Origin of the sequence: Bacillus xiamenensis, from assembly GCF_000300535.1 — a bacterium.
Taxonomy (GTDB): domain Bacteria; phylum Bacillota; class Bacilli; order Bacillales; family Bacillaceae; genus Bacillus; species Bacillus xiamenensis.
This window is the reverse complement of the sequence record NZ_AMSH01000038.1, coordinates 1-18472: the sequence shown is the minus strand read 5'-3', so window position 1 is coordinate 18472 and position 18472 is coordinate 1. Positions and strand designations below refer to the sequence as shown.

Annotated in this window: 21 protein-coding genes and 1 riboswitch; of the genes, 4 read left to right on the top strand and 17 right to left on the bottom strand. The window is 43.4% G+C overall.

Features of this window, described 5'->3' with window-relative positions:
* Positions 1–87 precede the first annotated feature (87 nt).
* Positions 88–273 (top strand): hypothetical protein, encoded by a 186-nt coding sequence (locus BA1_RS12340; protein ID WP_008359421.1) that lies wholly within the window; start codon positions 88–90, stop codon positions 271–273.
* A 33-nt stretch (positions 274–306) separates the two neighbouring features.
* Here BA1_RS12340 and BA1_RS12335 read toward each other — a convergent pair whose 3' ends face one another.
* Positions 307–621, bottom strand: coding sequence for a DMT family transporter (locus tag BA1_RS12335; RefSeq protein ID WP_008359418.1), 315 nt, complete (start codon positions 619–621; stop codon positions 307–309).
* The gene (locus tag BA1_RS12330) at positions 618–947 is read right to left on the bottom strand and encodes a DMT family transporter (RefSeq protein WP_008359416.1); all 330 of its coding nucleotides are present in this window, start codon (positions 945–947) and stop codon (positions 618–620) included. Before BA1_RS12330 ends, BA1_RS12335 begins: the two co-directional genes overlap by 4 nt.
* Before the next feature lie 66 nt (positions 948–1013).
* A riboswitch (guanidine-I (ykkC/yxkD leader) is annotated at positions 1014–1122 on the bottom strand.
* Positions 1123–1451: 329 nt separating this feature from the next.
* Here BA1_RS12330 and BA1_RS12325 point away from each other — a divergent pair.
* The gene (locus BA1_RS12325) at positions 1452–2495 is read left to right on the top strand and encodes a bifunctional transcriptional activator/DNA repair enzyme AdaA (protein WP_008359412.1); all 1044 of its coding nucleotides are present in this window, start codon (positions 1452–1454) and stop codon (positions 2493–2495) included.
* 18 nt (positions 2496–2513) lie between these two features.
* Here the strand turns inward: BA1_RS12325 and BA1_RS12320 are convergent, their stop codons facing one another.
* The 5 genes from BA1_RS12320 to BA1_RS12300 form a co-directional block, all read right to left on the bottom strand.
* Positions 2514–3059, bottom strand: a complete 546-nt coding sequence (locus tag BA1_RS12320; RefSeq protein ID WP_008359410.1) for a GNAT family N-acetyltransferase — start codon at positions 3057–3059, stop codon at positions 2514–2516.
* Positions 3060–3074: 15 nt separating this feature from the next.
* Entirely contained in the window at positions 3075–3566 is a 492-nt protein-coding gene (locus tag BA1_RS12315) for a small multi-drug export protein (RefSeq protein WP_008359407.1), read from the bottom strand.
* 111 nt (positions 3567–3677) lie between these two features.
* Positions 3678–4430 (bottom strand): HAAS domain-containing protein, encoded by a 753-nt coding sequence (locus tag BA1_RS12310; RefSeq protein WP_008359405.1) that lies wholly within the window; start codon positions 4428–4430, stop codon positions 3678–3680.
* A 4-nt stretch (positions 4431–4434) separates the two neighbouring features.
* The gene (locus BA1_RS12305; RefSeq protein ID WP_008359403.1) at positions 4435–4761 is read right to left on the bottom strand and encodes a PadR family transcriptional regulator; all 327 of its coding nucleotides are present in this window, start codon (positions 4759–4761) and stop codon (positions 4435–4437) included.
* A gap of 114 nt (positions 4762–4875) precedes the next feature.
* Complete coding sequence (locus BA1_RS12300; protein ID WP_008359401.1) at positions 4876–5397, bottom strand: acyl-CoA thioesterase; 522 nt, start codon at positions 5395–5397, stop codon at positions 4876–4878.
* Positions 5398–5576: 179 nt separating this feature from the next.
* Here BA1_RS12300 and BA1_RS12295 point away from each other — a divergent pair, with 179 nt between their 5' ends.
* A complete protein-coding gene (locus tag BA1_RS12295; protein WP_008359399.1) occupies positions 5577–6437 on the top strand; it encodes a dimethylarginine dimethylaminohydrolase family protein in 861 nt (286 codons plus the stop codon).
* 56 nt (positions 6438–6493) lie between these two features.
* Here BA1_RS12295 and BA1_RS12290 read toward each other — a convergent pair whose 3' ends face one another.
* From BA1_RS12290 to proG, 10 genes are all read right to left on the bottom strand, one after another.
* Positions 6494–7459, bottom strand: a complete 966-nt coding sequence (locus BA1_RS12290) for an ABC transporter ATP-binding protein (protein ID WP_008359397.1) — start codon at positions 7457–7459, stop codon at positions 6494–6496.
* Positions 7449–8366 carry a C40 family peptidase gene (locus BA1_RS12285; protein WP_008359395.1) on the bottom strand — a complete coding sequence of 306 codons (918 nt, stop codon included), beginning with the start codon at positions 8364–8366 and terminating at the stop codon, positions 7449–7451. Before BA1_RS12285 ends, BA1_RS12290 begins: the two co-directional genes overlap by 11 nt.
* Positions 8366–9445: a dipeptide epimerase gene (locus BA1_RS12280; RefSeq protein WP_008359393.1), complete on the bottom strand. Its 1080-nt coding sequence runs from the start codon at positions 9443–9445 to the stop codon at positions 8366–8368. Before BA1_RS12280 ends, BA1_RS12285 begins: the two co-directional genes overlap by 1 nt.
* On the bottom strand, positions 9442–10383 hold the full coding sequence (locus tag BA1_RS12275; protein WP_008359391.1) for a S66 peptidase family protein: 942 nt from the start codon (positions 10381–10383) through the stop codon (positions 9442–9444). Before BA1_RS12275 ends, BA1_RS12280 begins: the two co-directional genes overlap by 4 nt.
* Before the next feature lie 107 nt (positions 10384–10490).
* On the bottom strand, positions 10491–12110 hold the full coding sequence (locus BA1_RS12270) for a peptide ABC transporter substrate-binding protein (RefSeq protein WP_008359389.1): 1620 nt from the start codon (positions 12108–12110) through the stop codon (positions 10491–10493).
* Positions 12107–13120 (bottom strand): ABC transporter ATP-binding protein, encoded by a 1014-nt coding sequence (locus tag BA1_RS12265; protein ID WP_008359387.1) that lies wholly within the window; start codon positions 13118–13120, stop codon positions 12107–12109. The genes BA1_RS12270 and BA1_RS12265 overlap by 4 nt, the downstream gene beginning before the upstream one ends.
* Before the next feature lie 7 nt (positions 13121–13127).
* Positions 13128–14090, bottom strand: coding sequence for an ABC transporter permease (locus tag BA1_RS12260; protein WP_008359385.1), 963 nt, complete (start codon positions 14088–14090; stop codon positions 13128–13130).
* On the bottom strand, positions 14087–15022 hold the full coding sequence (locus BA1_RS12255) for an ABC transporter permease (RefSeq protein ID WP_008359382.1): 936 nt from the start codon (positions 15020–15022) through the stop codon (positions 14087–14089). Before BA1_RS12255 ends, BA1_RS12260 begins: the two co-directional genes overlap by 4 nt.
* An 18-nt stretch (positions 15023–15040) precedes the next feature.
* Positions 15041–15865: a M55 family metallopeptidase gene (locus tag BA1_RS12250; RefSeq protein ID WP_008359380.1), complete on the bottom strand. Its 825-nt coding sequence runs from the start codon at positions 15863–15865 to the stop codon at positions 15041–15043.
* Positions 15866–16054: 189 nt separating this feature from the next.
* Complete coding sequence (gene proG / locus BA1_RS12245) at positions 16055–16879, bottom strand: pyrroline-5-carboxylate reductase ProG (RefSeq protein ID WP_008359376.1); 825 nt, start codon at positions 16877–16879, stop codon at positions 16055–16057.
* Positions 16880–17049: 170 nt separating this feature from the next.
* On the opposite strand from proG, the gene BA1_RS12240 reads away from it, so the two are divergent.
* The gene (locus BA1_RS12240; RefSeq protein WP_008359374.1) at positions 17050–18375 is read left to right on the top strand and encodes a S1C family serine protease; all 1326 of its coding nucleotides are present in this window, start codon (positions 17050–17052) and stop codon (positions 18373–18375) included.
* Positions 18376–18472 lie beyond the last annotated feature (97 nt).

The following is an 18472-nucleotide window of genomic DNA, read 5'->3' as shown; positions in this document are numbered from 1 at the left end:
TCGTATTTTTCATTGAATATTCATTCAATTCTGCATCAGGCGTGATATAATGTGAGTAGACCTTTTATCACAAAAGGAGTGATGAAGATGAAAAGCATGACTTTGTTTGGTAAAGTGAGCTTTTGGCTCGGCATCGTATTCCTGATCTTGGGTATTTATCTTTTTATAGCCGGTGAAAGACTTATTCCTTTGCTCACATTTGGTGTATGTTTTCTGCTTGTGAGTCAGCTTTACCGAAAAAATGAAAACGATTCCAACCATCATTCGATGTAACAACAAGGCTGGCAAACACGTGCCAGCCTTGTTTTATTCAATGATTTTTAACCCGACTGCCGCAGATAGAATCAGCGCAATAAAGAAAATACGTTTCGCCTCTTTTGACTCTCCATAAAACAGCATGCCAACAATGGCCCCTCCAGCTGCTCCAATTCCTGTCCAAACGGCATACGCCGTTCCCATCGGAATTGTGTTCATTGCAAGTGACAGCATCAGAAAGGATAGCGAAAAGCCAGCTGCAATGAATAAAATCCACTTTAGATGCCGGTCTTTCTGGAATTGATTCATCATGGTGACACAAAGCATTTCTAAAATACCTGCCCCAATGAGTAAAAGCCAGCTCACGATTCACCCTCTCCTTTCTGTTCACCAGTTGTCAGCTTTAATCCTAATACACCGCACAAAAGCACCATGATAAGCAGCAATTTGACAAGCTGCACCGGCTCACCAAGTACCATGCCTAAGATGACGGTACCTGCTGTCCCAAGTCCGGTGAAAACGGCATAAAGTGTGCCAACTGGCAGTACATTCGTGGCTTTCATGAGTAAATAAAAGCTCACAATAATACAAACGATGGTTGCGATCCATTCCAGTACGGAGTCCGCATATTTCAGCCCCATCACCCAGCCGACTTCAAATATAGCCGCAATGAATACATTTCCCCATTTCATCCGATCTCTTCCTTTCTAACCGATTCCAAACAATAAAAAAAGCCCGGAAATCGATCATTTGATCAAATCTCCCGGGCTTTTATCCCTCCGTGTCCATATGATCTATTGTAAAGACCCTATGTGTTTTCTCTCGGTCCAGACTGCGATGCCGCACGGAACCCTAGAAAACCAATTCATTATGAAACAGACCTGCCGTCATGCAGATTCTGTATGTATGGAAATTGTATCACACCCCGGTATGCCGGTCTACCGGTTTACATCCCCTTTCAAATATACTTGTTCATTTTTCGAAAGAAAGTGTGTTGAACCAAAGTATACTAAATGATAGAAGGAGAAATGTTGAAACGGACTAGCGAGCTTCAAATCATCAGCTGACGCATTCATTTCAAACACTGCTTTTAGCACATGGCTGATATGCTGATATAATGAAACAAGGTCCATTTTACGAACGAGTAGCTGATCCGTTCTGTATCAGCAAAAATAGGAAAACAAGAGGTGGATCATATGATGATGACAGACGAACAAAAACATGAATTTTATCAAGCACTTGTTGAAAAGAACCCGCAATATGATGGCACATTTTTTGCTGGCATTAAAACAACCGGCATCTTCTGCCACGCAACATGCACGGCCAGAAAACCAAAATATGAAAACTGTGAGTTTTTCTTAACAGCAGAAGAGGCGCTACTAGCAGGATACCGGCCTTGCAAGCGCTGCACGCCTTTAACATACCCTAACAGCATTCCAGAAGAAGTCAAAACACTCGTGTCAGCAGTTGAAAGCAGTCCTGAGAAACGATGGAAAGAAGAAGATTTTCGCCAATTAGGGATTCACTCTGCCACAGCGCGAAGAAAATTTAAAGAAATCTATGGAATGACCTTTGTTCAATATGCTAGATCACGACGTATGGGACTAGCCTTTAAAGAAATTCTGAACGGAAAAAAAGTGATTGATCAGCAAGTCTCTTTTGGCTATGAATCTTCCAGTGCCTTCAATGATGCTTTTACAAAAATTATGGGGAATCCACCTAAAAAAGCGCAGGTCAACATTCTCCATGCTAATTTTATTTCCACCCCGATTGGGCGAATGATCAGCATAACAGATGCAGCGCATGTATATTTACTTGAATTTATGGACAGGCGAGGATTAGAAAGAGAGATTGAAACAATTAGAAAAAAACATCATGCCCGCATTTTAGTTGGAGAAACAAACGTTCATCAGCAATTAGCTCAAGAATTGGATTTATATTTTGAAAAGAAACTGACGCAATTTACTGTGCCACTTTCCTTACATGGCACCCCTTTTCAAATGAAGGTGTGGGACCTGCTCTCACGCATTCCAGCAGGCGAAACGAGATCGTATAAGGAGCTTGCCACGATGCTTGGCGACCCGTATTTGGTTCGGGCGGTTGGCAATGCAAATGGAGCCAATCAACTGGCGATCATCGTTCCATGCCACCGTGTGATTCAAACAAGTGGCGAGCTTGGCGGATACGGCGGGGGCGTCGAACGAAAGAAATATTTACTCCAGCTAGAACAGCGTGTATAAAAGAAAAAACGGCTCTCCTTATTGTTCATGCGAGCCGTTTTCTCCGTTACGGTTGATGCTATATACATCCATCATTTGATCCCATTTTAAAATGGTTTTTTCTTTTTTCATCCCCATTTTTAAAGCGACCTTCACTGACGCTTCATTTTCAGGACGTATCAAGCTGACCATTCGTCTCACCTTCATGTCTTCAAAACCATATGTCAGACAGCCTTTAGCAGCCTCAGCTGCATATCCTTTTCCCCACGCCGCTCTCTTTAGCATATAGCCAATTTCAAGTTCGGTTTGTCCTTCGATGTTTTGCAGAACAATTCCGCTTTGTCCGAGTGGTTCCTTCGTTTCTTTCTCTTCAATGATCCACAGCGAGGTATGATACGTGCGGTCATTCCTTTGATTCCAGGCAATCCACTCTTTCGTCTGCTTTCCATCCTTTAAAGAAGGGTAATACTTCATGACTTCTTCATCTTGAAACAGCATGTCATATAAAAATGGCGCATCGTGTTCATCCATCGTTCTAAGTATAAGGCGCTCTGTTTCGAACACGATCCGCGTTTGATCTTTCATTTATTCTCCTCCCCCTTACTTACTTCTAAAAAGATCTCCGAACAATCCATTTGAATCTGGAGCAAAGTAATGGAAGCCCGCACCCGTTAAACTAGCTGCTAATGCTGTCCACATCATTAAACTGACCGTCATCCATACGGCCACTTGTTTTCTTTTCGTACCAAAGCTCATACACATAAAGGCGGCTAAATGACTGCCGATGATAAAAGGACCGACAAGTGCTAATCCAGGAAGGCCATATCGTTCCCAAATTTTTCTGGCCCTTTCTTGCTTTTTCTCCCCTTTTTCATCATGCTTTTCCTCTTTTTTCTTCAAGCGCCATGCTTTAATCCGGTCCACGAAGACAATGAGAAGCAAAACAGTTAGAAAGTTGCCGATGAATCCAATCACCGCTGATGTCACAGGATGCAGTCCACTTAAAATCGCCAGTGGAACGACACCAACCACTTCAAAAAAAGGCAAAGCAGCCAATACAAAAACGAGTACATACCCCCATACCATATCCAAAAACAGAACCCCTTTTCATTTTTGTCCTCTTCTCATTGTAATGAAAATCATGTTTCCATTACTACATTTTTTTAGAAAAAAGAAGAGCACACCTCATGAGATGTACTCTGTTTACAACGTATTCTCCTGTTTTTTGTTTGTTTTTCGTAAAGCAGCGATTGTAAGCAAAACTATCAACACAATGGATAGCAGACTTGTGAAAAGAAGCATCATAGGCGACGTCCACCCAATCCATTCGAATATAAGCTGCGGTCCGAAGAAAATAACCGGAATCAGCGAAACAACATGTGCCTTTAAGATGGCATTAAATACGACGATACAAAGCAACAACAGAAGGATGATGCCCCATCTTTGACTTGAGGTAAGCACAAGTAATGGCGTACCGAGCTTTTGGTCCAATAATTTCACTGTGATCATGGCCGTCAGCTGACAGATTCCTAAAATCCAAAAATAGAAAAATGCCCGGCGGCTTGTTTGAAATGCAGATGCTCTAAACATCACAATCGTCATGATGAGATTGGCCACTAAAATGAGCAGATAACCAATCAGTGCATACCAAGAATACGATAAGCTTTGACTGATTGCGTCTGATAAGATCATGTAAAAGAGCGATCCAATCAAAAAGGCACTCACAAATGGAACCCAGTCTTTATGATGCCCAGTCAGCTCTTTTGCCAGTTCATCAGCAAAGCCCCGCGGATCTTTGCCAAACACCTCCTCACCTGTTTTCCCATCTTTCTCTGCATCAACAGCGTGTGCCGTTAGTTCATCCATCACCTCGTCAATTTCGTCCTGATTTTTCCCCTTTGATATCAGATAGAGTTTCAGCTCTAATAATATGTGTCTTGTTTCTTTTGTTACCATCTTCTCACTTCCCTTTATGTAATAAGCGCTCTACACTTTCTGACAGCTCATCCCAGCGTGCGATAAAATCGGTCAGCGCTTGTTCTCCCGCTTGAGTGAGCATATAGTATTTTCTTTTCGGTCCGCTTGTTGATGCTTTTGTGACAGTGCTTACCAGCTGTTCTTTTTGCATACGCAAAAGAATAGGATAAATACTTCCTTCACTAATTTGATCAAACCCATAATGCGCGAGCTTCTTCGTCATTTCATACCCATAAATGTCACCTTCAGAAATAATCGACAGCAAGCAGCCTTCTAAAATGCCTTTTAACATTTGCGTTGATTGTGTCATCAGCGTTCCTCCGATTTCAGTACCTTGCTATGCAAGATAGTCTCATCCTACCATACACTAACTTGCCATGCAAGATACTGTTATAGAAAAAAATCACCACTGAAAGGGTGATTTTTACGCCCAAGGTTTATCTGTCCCAAGTGCGTCAGCCAAAGCTTTACTATGCTTTCTGCGGCTTTTTCTTTCCTCTGCCCGCTGCTTCGCTGTTTGATGCAGCATGATTTCTTCCTCTGTTTCCGGCATGACCTGCGGAACTCGTTTTGGTTTCCCGTTTTCATCTAATGAGACAAATGTAAGAAATGAAGTCGCTGCAAGTCTGCGCTCTCCGGACATCAAGTTTTCTTTGATCACTTTGACGAATACTTCCATAGAAGATGTACCGACCCATGTGACATAGGATTCTAAGCATACTGACTCTTTTTGTCCAATCGGCTCTAAAAAATCAACCGAATCCATCGAGGCTGTGACTGTTTCACTGCGGCTGTGTCTTGCTGCCGAGATGGAGGCAATGTCATCTATATAACTCATTAATTTCCCGCCAAATAAGGTTTGGTGGTTATTCGTATCGAGAGGGAATACCCTGCTGGTTTTCACAACTTTCGATTCCTTGCAGTATTTGAAATTTTCTTCTCTCATCGTCATAGCTCCTTCTTGCTGTTTTCGGTGATGCGGAACGACTTTTATTAAACACTATTCTATTAGGTTTGTCTAAACTTTTTGCTTTAGTCTCATTTGAGAGATTTTCTTTCGGAAATGTTTCAACATTTACTAGAAGGAGGAATAATATAACTATCGATAAACAAGGAGGCCCTTTGATGGATTCTATGAAATCAGAGAAAGTGTACAAAACGCCGCAATGTATGAGTGAATACGATGATTTACAAGAAGTCCTCTTGTGCAGTCCTATTTATATGGAAATCAAACAAATCATCAATGAAACCCAAAAGCATTTTGCGAGAGAAAATATTTCTCAAATCAAAGCCATCGCGCAGCATAAACAATTGATTCAAACGCTAAAAGACCATCATGTACGGCCTATCCTGCTCCCTGCAAATGACCGCTTCCCTGAGCAAGTCTTCACTCGGGATATTGGGTTTACGATTGGACAGACGTTATTTGTTTCAAAGATGGCAGCTCAGGTTCGACAAGGGGAGGAACAATCGTTAAAAGAATGGGCTCAGGCAAAAGGTTGGACAACCGTCACCCTGACAGATGGAACCATTGAAGGCGGCGATGTGCTTGTAGACCAAACACGCGTATTTGTTGGAATTAGCAAAAGAACAAATCCAGCCGCCATCCAGCAGCTAAAAAAGGAATTACCTGAACACGATATCATACCTATTCATCTTCCTCCTCATATTTTGCATCTCGATTGTGTGATGAACATTCTTTCTCCTCATGAGATAGTGATCTGTCCTGAAGCCTTTACGGAAAAGGATCTTCACATGCTCAAAACCCAATATGATCTGATTGAAATCATTGAACAAGAGCAGTTCACACTTGGACCAAATGTTTTATCCATTGGGCAGAAAAAAGTGATCAGCTTACCCATCAATCAAGAAACCAATGCTGCATTGACCGCTCACGGGTACACTGTCATTGAAGTGGATTTTTCAGAAATCATTAAATCTGGCGGCTCCTTTAGATGCTGCACACTGCCGATTCGGCGTTCATAAATATAATGAAGCCAGCTTGTAGAACAGCTTGTCTACTTGCTGGCTTTTTTCCTATTTCACCTTGTATATAGATGACAGGCGACTTCATGCCCTTCTTCCGCTGCTTGTAATGTTGGTTTTTTTTCTGCACACACATCCATCGCAGCAGGACATCTTGTCCGAAACACGCAACCGCTTGGCGGATTCACTGGACTTGGAATTTCTCCTTTTAAAATAAATCTTTTGCGCTTGTCTTCCACATCAGGATCTGGAATCGGGATAGCCGACAGCAGGGCTTGTGTATATGGATGAAGCGGCGTTTGATATAAAGCATCACTGCTGGTCATTTCCACGAGATGTCCTAAATACATCACACCAATTCGATCGCTGATATATTTAACCATCGACAAATCATGCGCAATGAATAAAAACGTCAATCCTTCTTCTTTTTGCAGCTTTTTCAGCAAATTCACGACCTGTGCTTGAACGGATACATCAAGTGCAGAAATCGGCTCGTCCGCTACAATAAACTTTGGCGCTAAGGCAAGTGCTCTTGCAATCCCTATTCTCTGCCTCTGTCCTCCGCTAAATTCATGGGGATAGCGGGTGGCGAAGTCGTAGCTTAGCCCCACCGCTTCCAGCAGCTCTTTTACGCGGGCCATTCTTTTCTTTTGACTGCCATAAAGGTCATGGATCTCCATCGGCTCCAGCATAATATCTTTTACAGAGAGCCTTGGGTTTAAGGAAGAATACGGATCTTGAAACACCATTTGAATTTGTCTATTGAATTCAAATGATTCTCTTTTAGACAAGTGGTGAAGACTTTTCCCATCATACAAGGCTTCACCTTCTGTCGGGTCATAAAGCCGCATGAGCACTTTCCCTAGCGTGGATTTGCCGCAGCCAGACTCGCCAACAAGACCAAAGGTTTCGCCTTGTTTCAGCTGAAAGGTGACACCATCTAATGCTTTTAACGTTCTTCCTTTAGATAGATGAAAATGCTTTTTTAAGTTGTTGACTTGCAAAAGTGGTTCACTTCCCATCCCATCTCCCCCTCTCCGCGTTCAAATACCGTCTTGCCCCTGCCCATTCCTTTTCATATGAAGAACCAGATAAAGCAAGAAGTTCAATGGCTCTGCCAGTTTTAGGCGAGTGGAGCATCAGGCCGTCTCCAGCATATATTCCGACATGACGAACTGCTCCCTTTCCATTGTCATTAGCAAAAAATATGAGATCACCTGGTTCTAAATCGGCTGCTGTGACCGGGGTTCCTCTCACCGCTTGATCACTTGCGTCTCTTGGTAGCAGATATCCACACGCTTTGTACATACTGTAAGCAAAGCCTGAACAGTCATAGCCAAAGCTGCTCATGCCGCCCCATAAATATGAAAGTCCAATAAATTGCTTTCCTATTTCTACGACATCCTTGCCAGTTATGAAGGAAGAGACTGAAATCGAACGCACATCCTCTTTGTTGATTTCTCGTCTTCCTAATGGGGTGAGGACATGAACATAATCGTCCGTTTCTTCAACAGGTGCTAGTTCTGTTAAAAAACTAACCTCCATATCGGGTGTCCCCTTTTGATATAAAACCGCTTTTTTTTGACAAACAATTAAGGTTCGGTCAGGTGGTTCACTGTCAGTTACTTGCGTTAATTGCTCTACAGGAATATAACCAGGGTAACCTTGCGGATGTTTACGGCTTGCCTGCTGCGGGATGACGACTTTCATCCAGCCATCTGTCTCCTCAAGCCCAATGACTCGTTCGCCGAGCAGCACTTGGGATTGAATGAGGTTTTCTTCGCATAAAGCCAATTTCTCTTCATACGTTTGCTGGTCAATCCACTCTTTTATCTGGATGGTACTCTGAAGAACCTTTTGATCCATTTCTCTTGGCGACTGCGGTGCTGTCCATACATTCGCAACCGGCACCTTTGATTCATATATCATCACGACACTCCTTTCACCCCTTGAATGCCTAACCCATGATGCGGCGGAAAGAGCATATCCTTTCCTTGATATATGATTCCTCCGTCGATGAAATCCTCTTTTAGCATAAGCGGCGCATCAAAATCGTAGCGTGTCACATTCGGCTGGCTTGCGGCAAGATGAGCCGCCGCGGTAATCCCTAGTTTTGACTCTATCATACTGCCAACCATGCATTTTACGCCGTACGCTTCTGCTAAACTATTGATTTTCAGCGCTTCTTTTATTCCGCCTGATTTCATTAATTTTAGGTTAATCAGATCACAGCTTCTCGTTTCTAACACCTTGATGGCCTCATGGAAACCGAAAATGCTTTCATCTGCCATAATGAGCGTATTTGTTGCTTCCGTCACACGCCGCAAGCCTTCGATGTCTTCCTTTGGCACTGGCTGCTCAACTAGTTCAATATTCAGCGCCTCCATTTTTCGAATGGCCACAATTGCTTCCTTCCACGTCCAGCCTTGGTTGGCATCAAGCCTGATTTGAATATCAGGCCCGACTTTCTCTCGAATCCGCTTGATCCGCTGAATATCCGTGTCTATGTCATCTTTCCCCACTTTGATTTTTAACGTATGAAAGCCTTCCGCTACGTACTGCTTCGCATCCTCTGCCATTTCTAGCGGCCGGTTGACACTGACCGTATAATCCGTTTCAAGCTGATTGCGGTAACCGCCAAGGTATTGATAAAGCGGAAGCCCTGCCTGCTTTGCTAAGCCATCATAAATCGCCATATCAATGGCAGCCTTTGCACTTGTGTTTCCTACAAGCATGCGGTTCATCGCTGAAAAAATCTGTTCATATTGGGACAAGGAAGCCCCGAGCAATATGGGCCTGATTACTTCACAGATCGCATAATCAATGCTTTCGAGCGTTTCCCCTGTAATCACTGATGTTGGTACTGCCTCACCGTAGCTGATGTCACCTTGATCATAGGTAATGATCACGATGAGAGATGCTGCGTCATACACCGTTCTTAAAGCGGTTTTGAAAGGCTTCTTTAGCGGTACACTCGTTCTGCATGTACGAACATCTACGATTTTCATTTGATCGCCTCTTTCGCTGCAACGCCCGGGGAAATATGCAGTTTCTTTCCTGTAGCATCTAATGATGCCCGCACACCGATTGGAATGGCGAGGTTTGGAGATGAATGGCCAATCCGAAAGCCACCAAGTGCAGGTTTCTTTTGCGGCACAATGTACGTCTCCCATAACTGCTCGAGCGTTAAGGACTGTTCTTTCTTTTTCGGCTCACATTGATGAAAATCCCCAATGATGAATCCAGCTGCATCATCTAATTTTCCTGCAGATGCTAGGTGCTGCATCATGCGATCAATTTTATAGGGTTCTTCGTCAATATCTTCAATGAGCAAAAGCTTCCCCTTCGTATCGATCTCAAAGGGTGTACCCAGTGTTGTCACGATCAGGGCAAGATTCCCTCCTGTGATTTCGCCTGAAACAGTGCCGGGATAGAAGGTCCGAAGAGGTGATAGATGGTTCGCATACGTAAAGGTTTTTGGTGTGAATAGCTGTAAAAAAGTATCCTTCGTATATGGATGAACCTCCTCAAGCCCCACATCAGAGGAGAGCATAGGACCATGAAAGGTCACAAGCCCTGTCTGCTGATGGATGGCTGTATGTAAAAACGTAATATCGCTATATCCCCAAAAGATTTTTGGGTTCCGGCGAATCAAGTCATAATCGATGGCTTCTGCAATTCTTCCAGTCCCGTATCCTCCGCAAGCACAAATAATGGCCTTTACTTCTGGATCTTGAAACATGTGATGAATATCTTCCACTCGTTCATGATCATGACCTGCTAAATAACCATACCGGCAGTCGATATACTTCCCTTTCTTCACCTTCAGCCCAAGGCTTTCTAAAAAGGAAATCCCTCTTGCTAATTTCCGCTCATCAGGCGGGCTTGCTGGTGCAATAATTCCCACCGTATCCCCTGTTTGAAGTGCCACTGGCAGCTGGTTCATGCCAATCCCCTCTTTCTCTTTGTTTCTTTCAATCTATGGGTATCTTCTTCATAACATGAACGAATAAAGGAACAGACGCTTTTTTCAAAGCGTCCCTGCATTTCATTTTATTCATCTACTTGCGCCCATTTCAAGTCAATATAACCAACAGGATGACGGACAATGCCCTTCACGCCTTCTTTTTGTAAATAGACTTGGTTATAAAAATGAATTGGAATGATCGGTGCTTCTTCAATCAGAAGTGCCTCTGCTTTATGCAAAATGCTATTTCTCTTTTGTTCATCTGCTTCTTGGCCCGCTTTTTTCATTAGTTGATCATACGTATCGTTTGACCAGCCTGTCCGGTTCATGGCATTCCCAGTTTGGAAGCTCTCTAGGAAATTGATCGGATCTGCATAGTCTGCTAGAAACGAACTTTGCGAGAATTGGAATTTAAGCGCCTTTTGATCCTCTGCAAACACATTCGCCTCCATGTTCGCTAGCTTCACATCGACACCGAGTGCTTCTTTTAATTGCTGCTGAATGGCTTCTGCTTTTTTCTTGTTTTCAGGCTTTGTACTATAGGTTAATGTGACGGGCGGAAGCTTTGAATAGTTCTCTTCTTTCAAGCCTTTTTGCAATAGTTTTGCGGCTTCACTCGGATCATTTTTGACAAGATCGCCGCCAGCTTCTCTGAAATCTTCACCCTTTGAATCTAAAATACCCGGGGAAACGAAAGCGCGTGCTGGCTTCTCTTCGTTTTTTGTCACATAATCCACAATATCTTGCGGGTTGACAGCCATTTGAAAGGCTTTACGAATGTTCTTATTTTGAAAAGGCTCCATGTTGACATTCAGACGATAAAAGAACAGTCCCGCCTGATCTTCAATTTGTACTTCTTTGCTTTTTAGAAGGTCTTCACTTTGTTCTGCTGGTACAAAAGCAGTGTCTAAATCTCCTGATTGATACATTTGATAATCTGTGTTTCGGTCACTGATCATGAGCCACTTCACTTGATCCAGCTTGACCGTTTGTTTGTCCCAATACGTGTCACTTTTTTCCATTGTAAAGCTTTCGTCATGCTTCCACTCTGTCAGCTTAAACGGCCCATTACCAACAAAGGTTTTGGCATCCTTTGCCCAGTTTGGGTCCTTTTCAACTACCTTCTCATTCACCGGGAAAAAGGCAGGGTTTGCCGTCAAATGTAAGAAGGATTTCTGCGGGTACGCTAGTGTGACTTCTAGCGTTTTGTCATTTACAGCACTGACTTTTACGTCTTCTTTCTTCCCTTTTCCGCTGTTAAATGCCTCACCTCCTTCAATCATATAAGCTAAGAATGACGCAGAAGATCCTGTTTTCGGATCTAACAGCCGCTTCCATGCATATTCAAAGTCACTCGCTTTGACTGGGTCACCATTCGACCACTTAATTCCGTCCCTTAAATGGAACGTGTACGTTTTTCCATCCTCTGAAATCTCCCATTTTTCCGCCATTGCAGGAGACGGTTCGTGCTTTTCATTCAGTCTTGTTAACCCTTCCATTAAGTTGTTCAATCCTTGCCACGATACGTTATTAAAACCAATTGGCGGATCAAATGATGTCGGTTCGTTTTCGTTATTTAATGTTAACACTTTCTCTTCACCCTTATTGCTTGACGATCCTTTGCCTGCTTGCTCATTGGCTGTACACCCTGCGAGCAGCATGATCGCGAGCAGGCATACACTGACGATCCAACCTGTTTTTCTCATAAAAAACTCCCCCTTTGTGTTGAAGATAAAATGGCTTGCTTCGCTCGTTCATCCTGAAGCCAGCAATGCACTGTATGTGTAGGTGAACGCTTCGTTTCGTGTGGCATGATATGATCACATACTTTCATGGCTGATGGGCAGCGATCTGTGTACGGACAGCCTTTCGGCGGGGCAAATAAATCAGGCGGGCTTCCTTCAATAGGAATGAGTTCGTCTTTCATATCCAGCCTTGGAACGGATTGCAACAGACCCTTTGTGTAAGGATGCTGCGGACTGTAAAAGATCTCTCGTCTTGTCCCGGTCTCCACTATTTTCCCTCCGTACATCACCGCCACTCGATCTGCGACTTGCGCGACGACGCCTAAGTCGTGTGTGATTAAAATAATCGTGACACCTGTTTTTCTCTGAATCTCTTTAAATAATTCTAAAATCTGTGCCTGTATGGTGACATCTAGAGCAGTTGTCGGTTCATCTGCGATCAGCACCTTTGGCTCGCAAATGAGGGCCATTGCAATCATGAGCCGCTGTCTCATTCCTCCGCTGAACTGATGCGGATATTGCTTCAGCCTTTCTTTCGGCTGCGGAATACCAACCAAATCAAGCATACGAAGAGCCGCTTCTTTCACTTCTTTTTTTGTCAGCTTCTGATGCACTTTCGCGGCCTCCATCAGCTGATCTCCAATTGTCAGCGTCGGGTTAAGTGCCGTCATTGGGTCTTGAAAAATCATGGAGATATCGACACCACGGATGGCGCGCATGTCTTTTTCAGATAATGACAGCAAGTTTCGGTCACGAAACCAAATTTCCCCCTGATCGACTTGAGCGCTGTATGCAGGTAAAAGCCGCATGATACTTTGTGATGTCACACTTTTCCCGCAGCCCGATTCTCCGACAATGGCGAGCGTTTCTTTTTCATACACATCCACATTTACTCCGCGTACCGCTTGAACCGAACCGCCATATGTCCGAAAGCTGACATGCAGATCGATAATCTGAAGAATCTTTTTCAAAGCGCCATCACCTCTTCATCTTTGGATCAAGTGCATCTTGCAAGCCATCACCTAAATTGTTAAAACAAAACATCGTCAGTGAAATAAAAAATGCTGGAAAGAATAAACGCCACCAGTGACCATTATCCGACAGCACTGTCGGCAAGGCGTCATTGGCCATCACACCCCAGCTTGCAAATGGCGCTTGAATGCCTAAACCGAGAAAACTTAAGAAAGCTTCTGCAAAGATGGCTGTCGGCACAGTCAAAGTCATCTGGACAATAATCGGCCCCATCGTATTTGGCAGTAAGTTCTTGCGGATGATGCGCAGGCTTTTTGCACCAAAGGTTTTCGAGGCAAGGACATATTCTTGGCTTTTCAGCTGGAGCACCTGACCTCTCACAATTCTCGCCATCCCAATCCAGCCTGTGACGGTGAGCGCTACAATAATGGTGACGAGCCCTGGACCCATAAGCACCATCAATAAAATCACAACGAGTAAATAGGGCAGACCGTAGAGCACCTCGACGATTCGCATCATGACATGGTCATATCTCCCGCCCTTATAGCCAGCAATACCGCCATAAATGACACCGATCGCAAAATCAATGAGAGCTGCCATTACGCCTACAAATAACGAAATGCGGGCCCCGTACCATGTACGCGTAAACACATCCCGTCCAAGCTCATCTGTTCCAAACCAGTGAGCAGCCGACGGCGGCATGTTTTGCATGGAAAGGCGCTGTTCTGTCACACTATTTGGTGCAAGCAGTGGACCTAACACCGCCATGACAAACAGAAAAATCAACATCGACAAACTAAACATGGCCAGCTTATTTTGCTTCAAACGCCTCCATGCGTCTGCCCAATACGACAATGAAGGTCTTTTAATGGCATGGGCTTCGTTCTTCCTCTGTTCTCTCGGAGAAAACCACTCATCCGGCACTTCATGTGCTTGATTCGTTTGATCATGCTGAAGGTGTATGCTCATGCCTTTCCTCCTTTCTGATGCAGCTGAATTCTTGGATCAAGCAGACGATACGTCACATCTACAATGAAAAGAAGTGTAATTAAGATGATGCTGTAAAAGACAGTGGTTCCCATAATCACAGGATAATCACGGTTGTTAATACTCTCGACAAAGTATTTACCCATTCCAGGGATCGCAAATATTTTCTCAATAACAAAACTTCCTGTTAAAATACTTGCAACAAGTGTCCCAAGGATTGTGACAACGGGTAAAAGTGCATTTCGAAGGGCATGTTTAAACACAATTTTAAAAGGAGAAAGTCCTTTCGCTTTTGCGGTGCGAATGTAATCCTGCGTCAGCACTTCAATCATGCTCGATCTTGTTAACCTGGCAATAATGGCCATTGGCCCTACAGCCAGTGCGATTGTCGGAAGGACCATGTGCATTGGGCTTGTCCACATCGCTGTAGGAAAGAGCTTTACATTCACAGCAAGCTGCTGAATTAATAAGGTAGCAAAGATAAAGTTTGGTATGGATATACCGAAAACAGCAATGGTCATGGCGATATAATCAATCAAGCCATTATGCCGGAGGGCAGCCATAACCCCTAGCAGGATGCCGGAGATAACAGCAATCAAAATTGAGATCAGACCAAGCTCTAAAGAGACTGGAAAACCTCTCGCCAATAAATCATTGACACTTTCAGAAGGCTTTTTAATGGAAGGACCAAAATCAAAAGTAACGATGGATTTTAAATAAATGACATATTGAACATAAAGTGGTTCGTCTAAGTGATAGTAGCTTTCGAGGTTTCGCTGAACGGTTTCATTTGTATTCCGTTCTTCATTGAAGGGCGATCCCGGGATGACCTTCATCAAAATAAACGTTAAAGTGGTAATGGTTAAAATCGTGGCAATCATCGCAATAAAACGCTTGAGCAAAAAGCTGGCCATCTGCTGTCTCCCCCTTGCTTAACAAAATGTTGTACGTGTGGCAAGCTCTGTCATGACAAGCATCGCTTGGTAGGCTTCTAATATATTGTCTGCTTGATACGTCACCGTCGTTGTCCCTTCTTCGATGGCAGTACCCGGCATTAAATTCGCCCATTCAGCTTGTCCATAGTTGGCAAACTCGATCTTGAGCAGCGGCTGTTCAGGAGGCGTCAGCGGCTTGATTTGATGAATCTGTTTCATTGCAGCTTCCACTTGCTGAGTGATTTGCCTGTTTACTTTGGCTGGTGTTAAACATTTCACAGCAGATCTTGAAATGGTTTCTTTCACTGCAACTGTTTTCACGCCGGGCATCAGCTCTTCTGCTTCAAGGGCGGCTTGATCATCTCCGCATACAAGAATCACCGGAACACCATAATAGCCTGCGACATACGCATTAAAGCCCATTTCACCAATTGGATGATCATTTATGTAAAAATGTCTAACACCAAAAATCATACTGTGGGACATCACACCTTTCATCGATGCCCTCGCATGATAGCCTAAAAAAACAGCCGCATCATACGTTTGATCTAATCCTTGTACCATTGAATAAGGTTTCACATCACCTGATATGAGTGATGCCTCCTCATGCAATTCTTCGATCAAAAGATTATTCATTTTAGAATGACTGTCATTGACCAAAATATCGGTCGCCCCATGACCAAGAAGAGCTTCTACACAGGCGTTCACTTCACCTGTCATGATTTTTCTCCCGCGCTCATAATTGTGCTGGCGGCTATCAACAAATGTATGATCAGCTAGACCAGTAATTCCCTCCATATCGACTGATACATAGAGCTTCATCCCCATCCCCCTTTAATTAAACTTAAAATTTGTGTATATTTTTCTAAATTTTCTAAAAAATTATATGAGAACTTGATTGATTTTTCAATACAATGTCTGAAAATAAGGAAATTAGACTCAGATACTACGGGTCAAAGGAATAATCATTAAAGGATTTTTTTAACAAATAAAACACCACTAACGATGTCTTTAGTGGTGTTTGTCTGCTTCGTCGATCTGCGATTTCAGCTGATCATATTTCTTCATCGTTTGTGTAAATAAATCATCAAACATCTGGGGTGCCTGTTGTTGAATGACTGCGGCTCCTTCCCCGGTAATTCCACCTTTTGTCGCCACCCTTTCGACCGTTTCAGCGAATGTTAGACCGCGTTCCACAAGTAACTTGCCTGTTCCTAACAGCGCATAAGTTAAACATTCATATGCTTCATCTAAGGAAAGCTCACTATTTCTTACAGCGGCTCTCGCCATTTCTTCAAATATCGCCGCAATAAAGCCCGGAGATGAGCTTGTCAAATTACTCGCCGCGTCAAATCGGTTTTCCTCCACTTCCCGGACGATACTAAAAGCTGAAAGGAGACGGTGCAGATGTTCTCGCGCCTCCTGTTCGGCCGTTTCACCATGCGCAACAAGAGATACACCAGTACCTACGGCTGAGGTCAAAGTGGGGATGTATCTGGAGACCGGCTGATTCGTATGCTGCATTAATTTTTCTAACGTGACAGCCGCTGCCACTGATACAATATGTAAAGCTTTCTTTGCCGGGCGCAGCTGATCCAACACGTCAAGTACAGCAAGCGGCGGCACACACACAAACACGACATCACATGACGCAGAAATGTCGTCTAATGAACAGATGTTTATACCTTGGTACGTCTCTTTGAGCTGATGCAGCCGCTCTGTGTCACTTCTTGTATGAATCATCAACTGACGGGCATGCAGCACTCCTCTTTCCAGCCATTTTTGTACCATCATATCAGCCATGCTTCCATATCCAATAATTCCAATTGTCTCCACAGTTTAATCTCCTCTGTTTTGCTTAGATTCACTACTTATTTTAACAATTTCCCACAATGTTTTCATTTTTATCCCACACTTTTTTCTTAAGATAAAGTCAGCTTCCACCACATACAAGTAAAACATCCTGAAAACATACATGAAAAAATTAATGAAAGAGAGTGATCAAGATGACAAATCACAATGATGAAAAACAAACTTCCTATGAATTAATAACAATTGAACAGCCGAAAAAACAGAAGAAGAAGCCAGGTGGCTGGTTCAGACCATTTGTAAGCGGTATTGCAGGCGGTACGTTAGCGTTAGGTGTATACGTTCTCACCCCATACGCTCATCACTCAGAGAGCAGTACAGCAAATGATTCGTCATCAACGAAAACAGAAGCTGTCTCTCAAAATGATACAAGTACCAATACGTCAAATACCACAGCGGTACAGACATCGAATTCGTCCAGTACCATTTCCAATATGGTCGAAAATGTCTCACCAGCCATTGTTGGCATTACAAACTATCAAACGCAAAGTCAAACAACGACAGACTTTGGCGATACCAATACACCTTATGATGAATCACAGCAAAATCAAAACAATAGCAGTCAAGAGGAAGAAACCGGTACAGGCTCTGGCGTGATTTTCAAAAAATCTGGCAGTAAAGCCTATGTCTTAACAAACAACCATGTCATTGAAGGAGCAACTAAACTAACAGTCTCCTTGCACAATGGCAAGACCGTTGAAGGAAAACTGGTCGGTTCTGACTCACTGACTGATCTAGCTGTTGTAGAAATTAGCAGCAGCAACGTCACAAAAGTTGCTGAGCTTGGCGACTCCTCATCGCTTCGAGCTGGAGAAACTGTGATCGCCATCGGAAACCCGCTTGGTGAAGATTTATCAAGAACGGTCACACAAGGAATTGTCAGCGGTGTCGATCGAACAGTCTCTATGGAAACATCAGCTGGCGAAAGCAGTGTGAATGTCATTCAAACAGATGCAGCGATTAACCCAGGCAACAGCGGCGGACCACTTCTCACAACAGACGGAAAGGTTGTGGGAATCACAAGTATGAAAATTTCTGAAACTGGCGTTGAAGGTATTGGCTTTGCGCTCCCAATCAACGATGTCAAACCAATTGCAGAACAGCTTCTCTCAAAAGGAAAAATTGAGCGTCCTTATATTGGGATCAGCATGCTGGATCTTGAACAGGTCCCAGACGCTTATCAGAAGGAAACCTTAGGACTCACAAGTAGTCAGCTGGATAAAGGTGTGTACGTAAAAGAAGTCGCATCTGGCTCACCTGCTGCAAAAGCTGGATTGAAAGCAGAGGATGTTATTACCGCCATCAACGGCGAAAAAGTAACCACAGGCAGTGAATTACGTCACGAGCTTTACACGAATGCAAAAGTAGGAGACACAGTGAAAATCACACTCGTTCGCAACGGTAAAGAAGAAACAAAACAAGTCACCTTAACGGAATCTGAATCAAAGCAAGTCAGCTCCTAAACGATAAAAGCAGCTCAATTATGAGCTGCTCAGATTGTTGATAAAGCGATAAAGTGATCTTTATTTTAGAAATTTGTTTTATTTTAAGTTTTACATG

Bases quoted from the DNA above. Each gene is read 5' to 3' on its own strand.
- BA1_RS12275 (WP_008359391.1), bottom strand. From the start codon at position 10,383: ATGAACCAGCTGCCAGTGGCACTTCAAACAGGGGATACGGTGGGAATT.
- BA1_RS12330 (WP_008359416.1), bottom strand. From the start codon at position 947: ATGAAATGGGGAAATGTATTCATTGCGGCTATATTTGAAGTCGGCTGG.
- BA1_RS12325 (WP_008359412.1), top strand. From the start codon at position 1,452: ATGATGATGACAGACGAACAAAAACATGAATTTTATCAAGCACTTGTT.
- BA1_RS12305 (WP_008359403.1), bottom strand. From the start codon at position 4,761: ATGACACAATCAACGCAAATGTTAAAAGGCATTTTAGAAGGCTGCTTG.
- BA1_RS12280 (WP_008359393.1), bottom strand. From the start codon at position 9,445: ATGAAAATCGTAGATGTTCGTACATGCAGAACGAGTGTACCGCTAAAG.
- BA1_RS12295 (WP_008359399.1), top strand. From the start codon at position 5,577: ATGGATTCTATGAAATCAGAGAAAGTGTACAAAACGCCGCAATGTATG.
- BA1_RS12285 (WP_008359395.1), bottom strand. From the start codon at position 8,366: ATGATATATGAATCAAAGGTGCCGGTTGCGAATGTATGGACAGCACCG.
- BA1_RS12290 (WP_008359397.1), bottom strand. From the start codon at position 7,459: ATGGGAAGTGAACCACTTTTGCAAGTCAACAACTTAAAAAAGCATTTT.
- BA1_RS12250 (WP_008359380.1), bottom strand. From the start codon at position 15,865: ATGAAGCTCTATGTATCAGTCGATATGGAGGGAATTACTGGTCTAGCT.
- BA1_RS12340 (WP_008359421.1), top strand. From the start codon at position 88: ATGAAAAGCATGACTTTGTTTGGTAAAGTGAGCTTTTGGCTCGGCATC.
- BA1_RS12300 (WP_008359401.1), bottom strand. From the start codon at position 5,397: ATGAGAGAAGAAAATTTCAAATACTGCAAGGAATCGAAAGTTGTGAAA.
- BA1_RS12240 (WP_008359374.1), top strand. From the start codon at position 17,050: ATGACAAATCACAATGATGAAAAACAAACTTCCTATGAATTAATAACA.
- BA1_RS12255 (WP_008359382.1), bottom strand. From the start codon at position 15,022: ATGGCCAGCTTTTTGCTCAAGCGTTTTATTGCGATGATTGCCACGATT.
- BA1_RS12310 (WP_008359405.1), bottom strand. From the start codon at position 4,430: ATGGTAACAAAAGAAACAAGACACATATTATTAGAGCTGAAACTCTAT.
- BA1_RS12270 (WP_008359389.1), bottom strand. From the start codon at position 12,110: ATGAGAAAAACAGGTTGGATCGTCAGTGTATGCCTGCTCGCGATCATG.
- BA1_RS12320 (WP_008359410.1), bottom strand. From the start codon at position 3,059: ATGAAAGATCAAACGCGGATCGTGTTCGAAACAGAGCGCCTTATACTT.
- BA1_RS12260 (WP_008359385.1), bottom strand. From the start codon at position 14,090: ATGAGCATACACCTTCAGCATGATCAAACGAATCAAGCACATGAAGTG.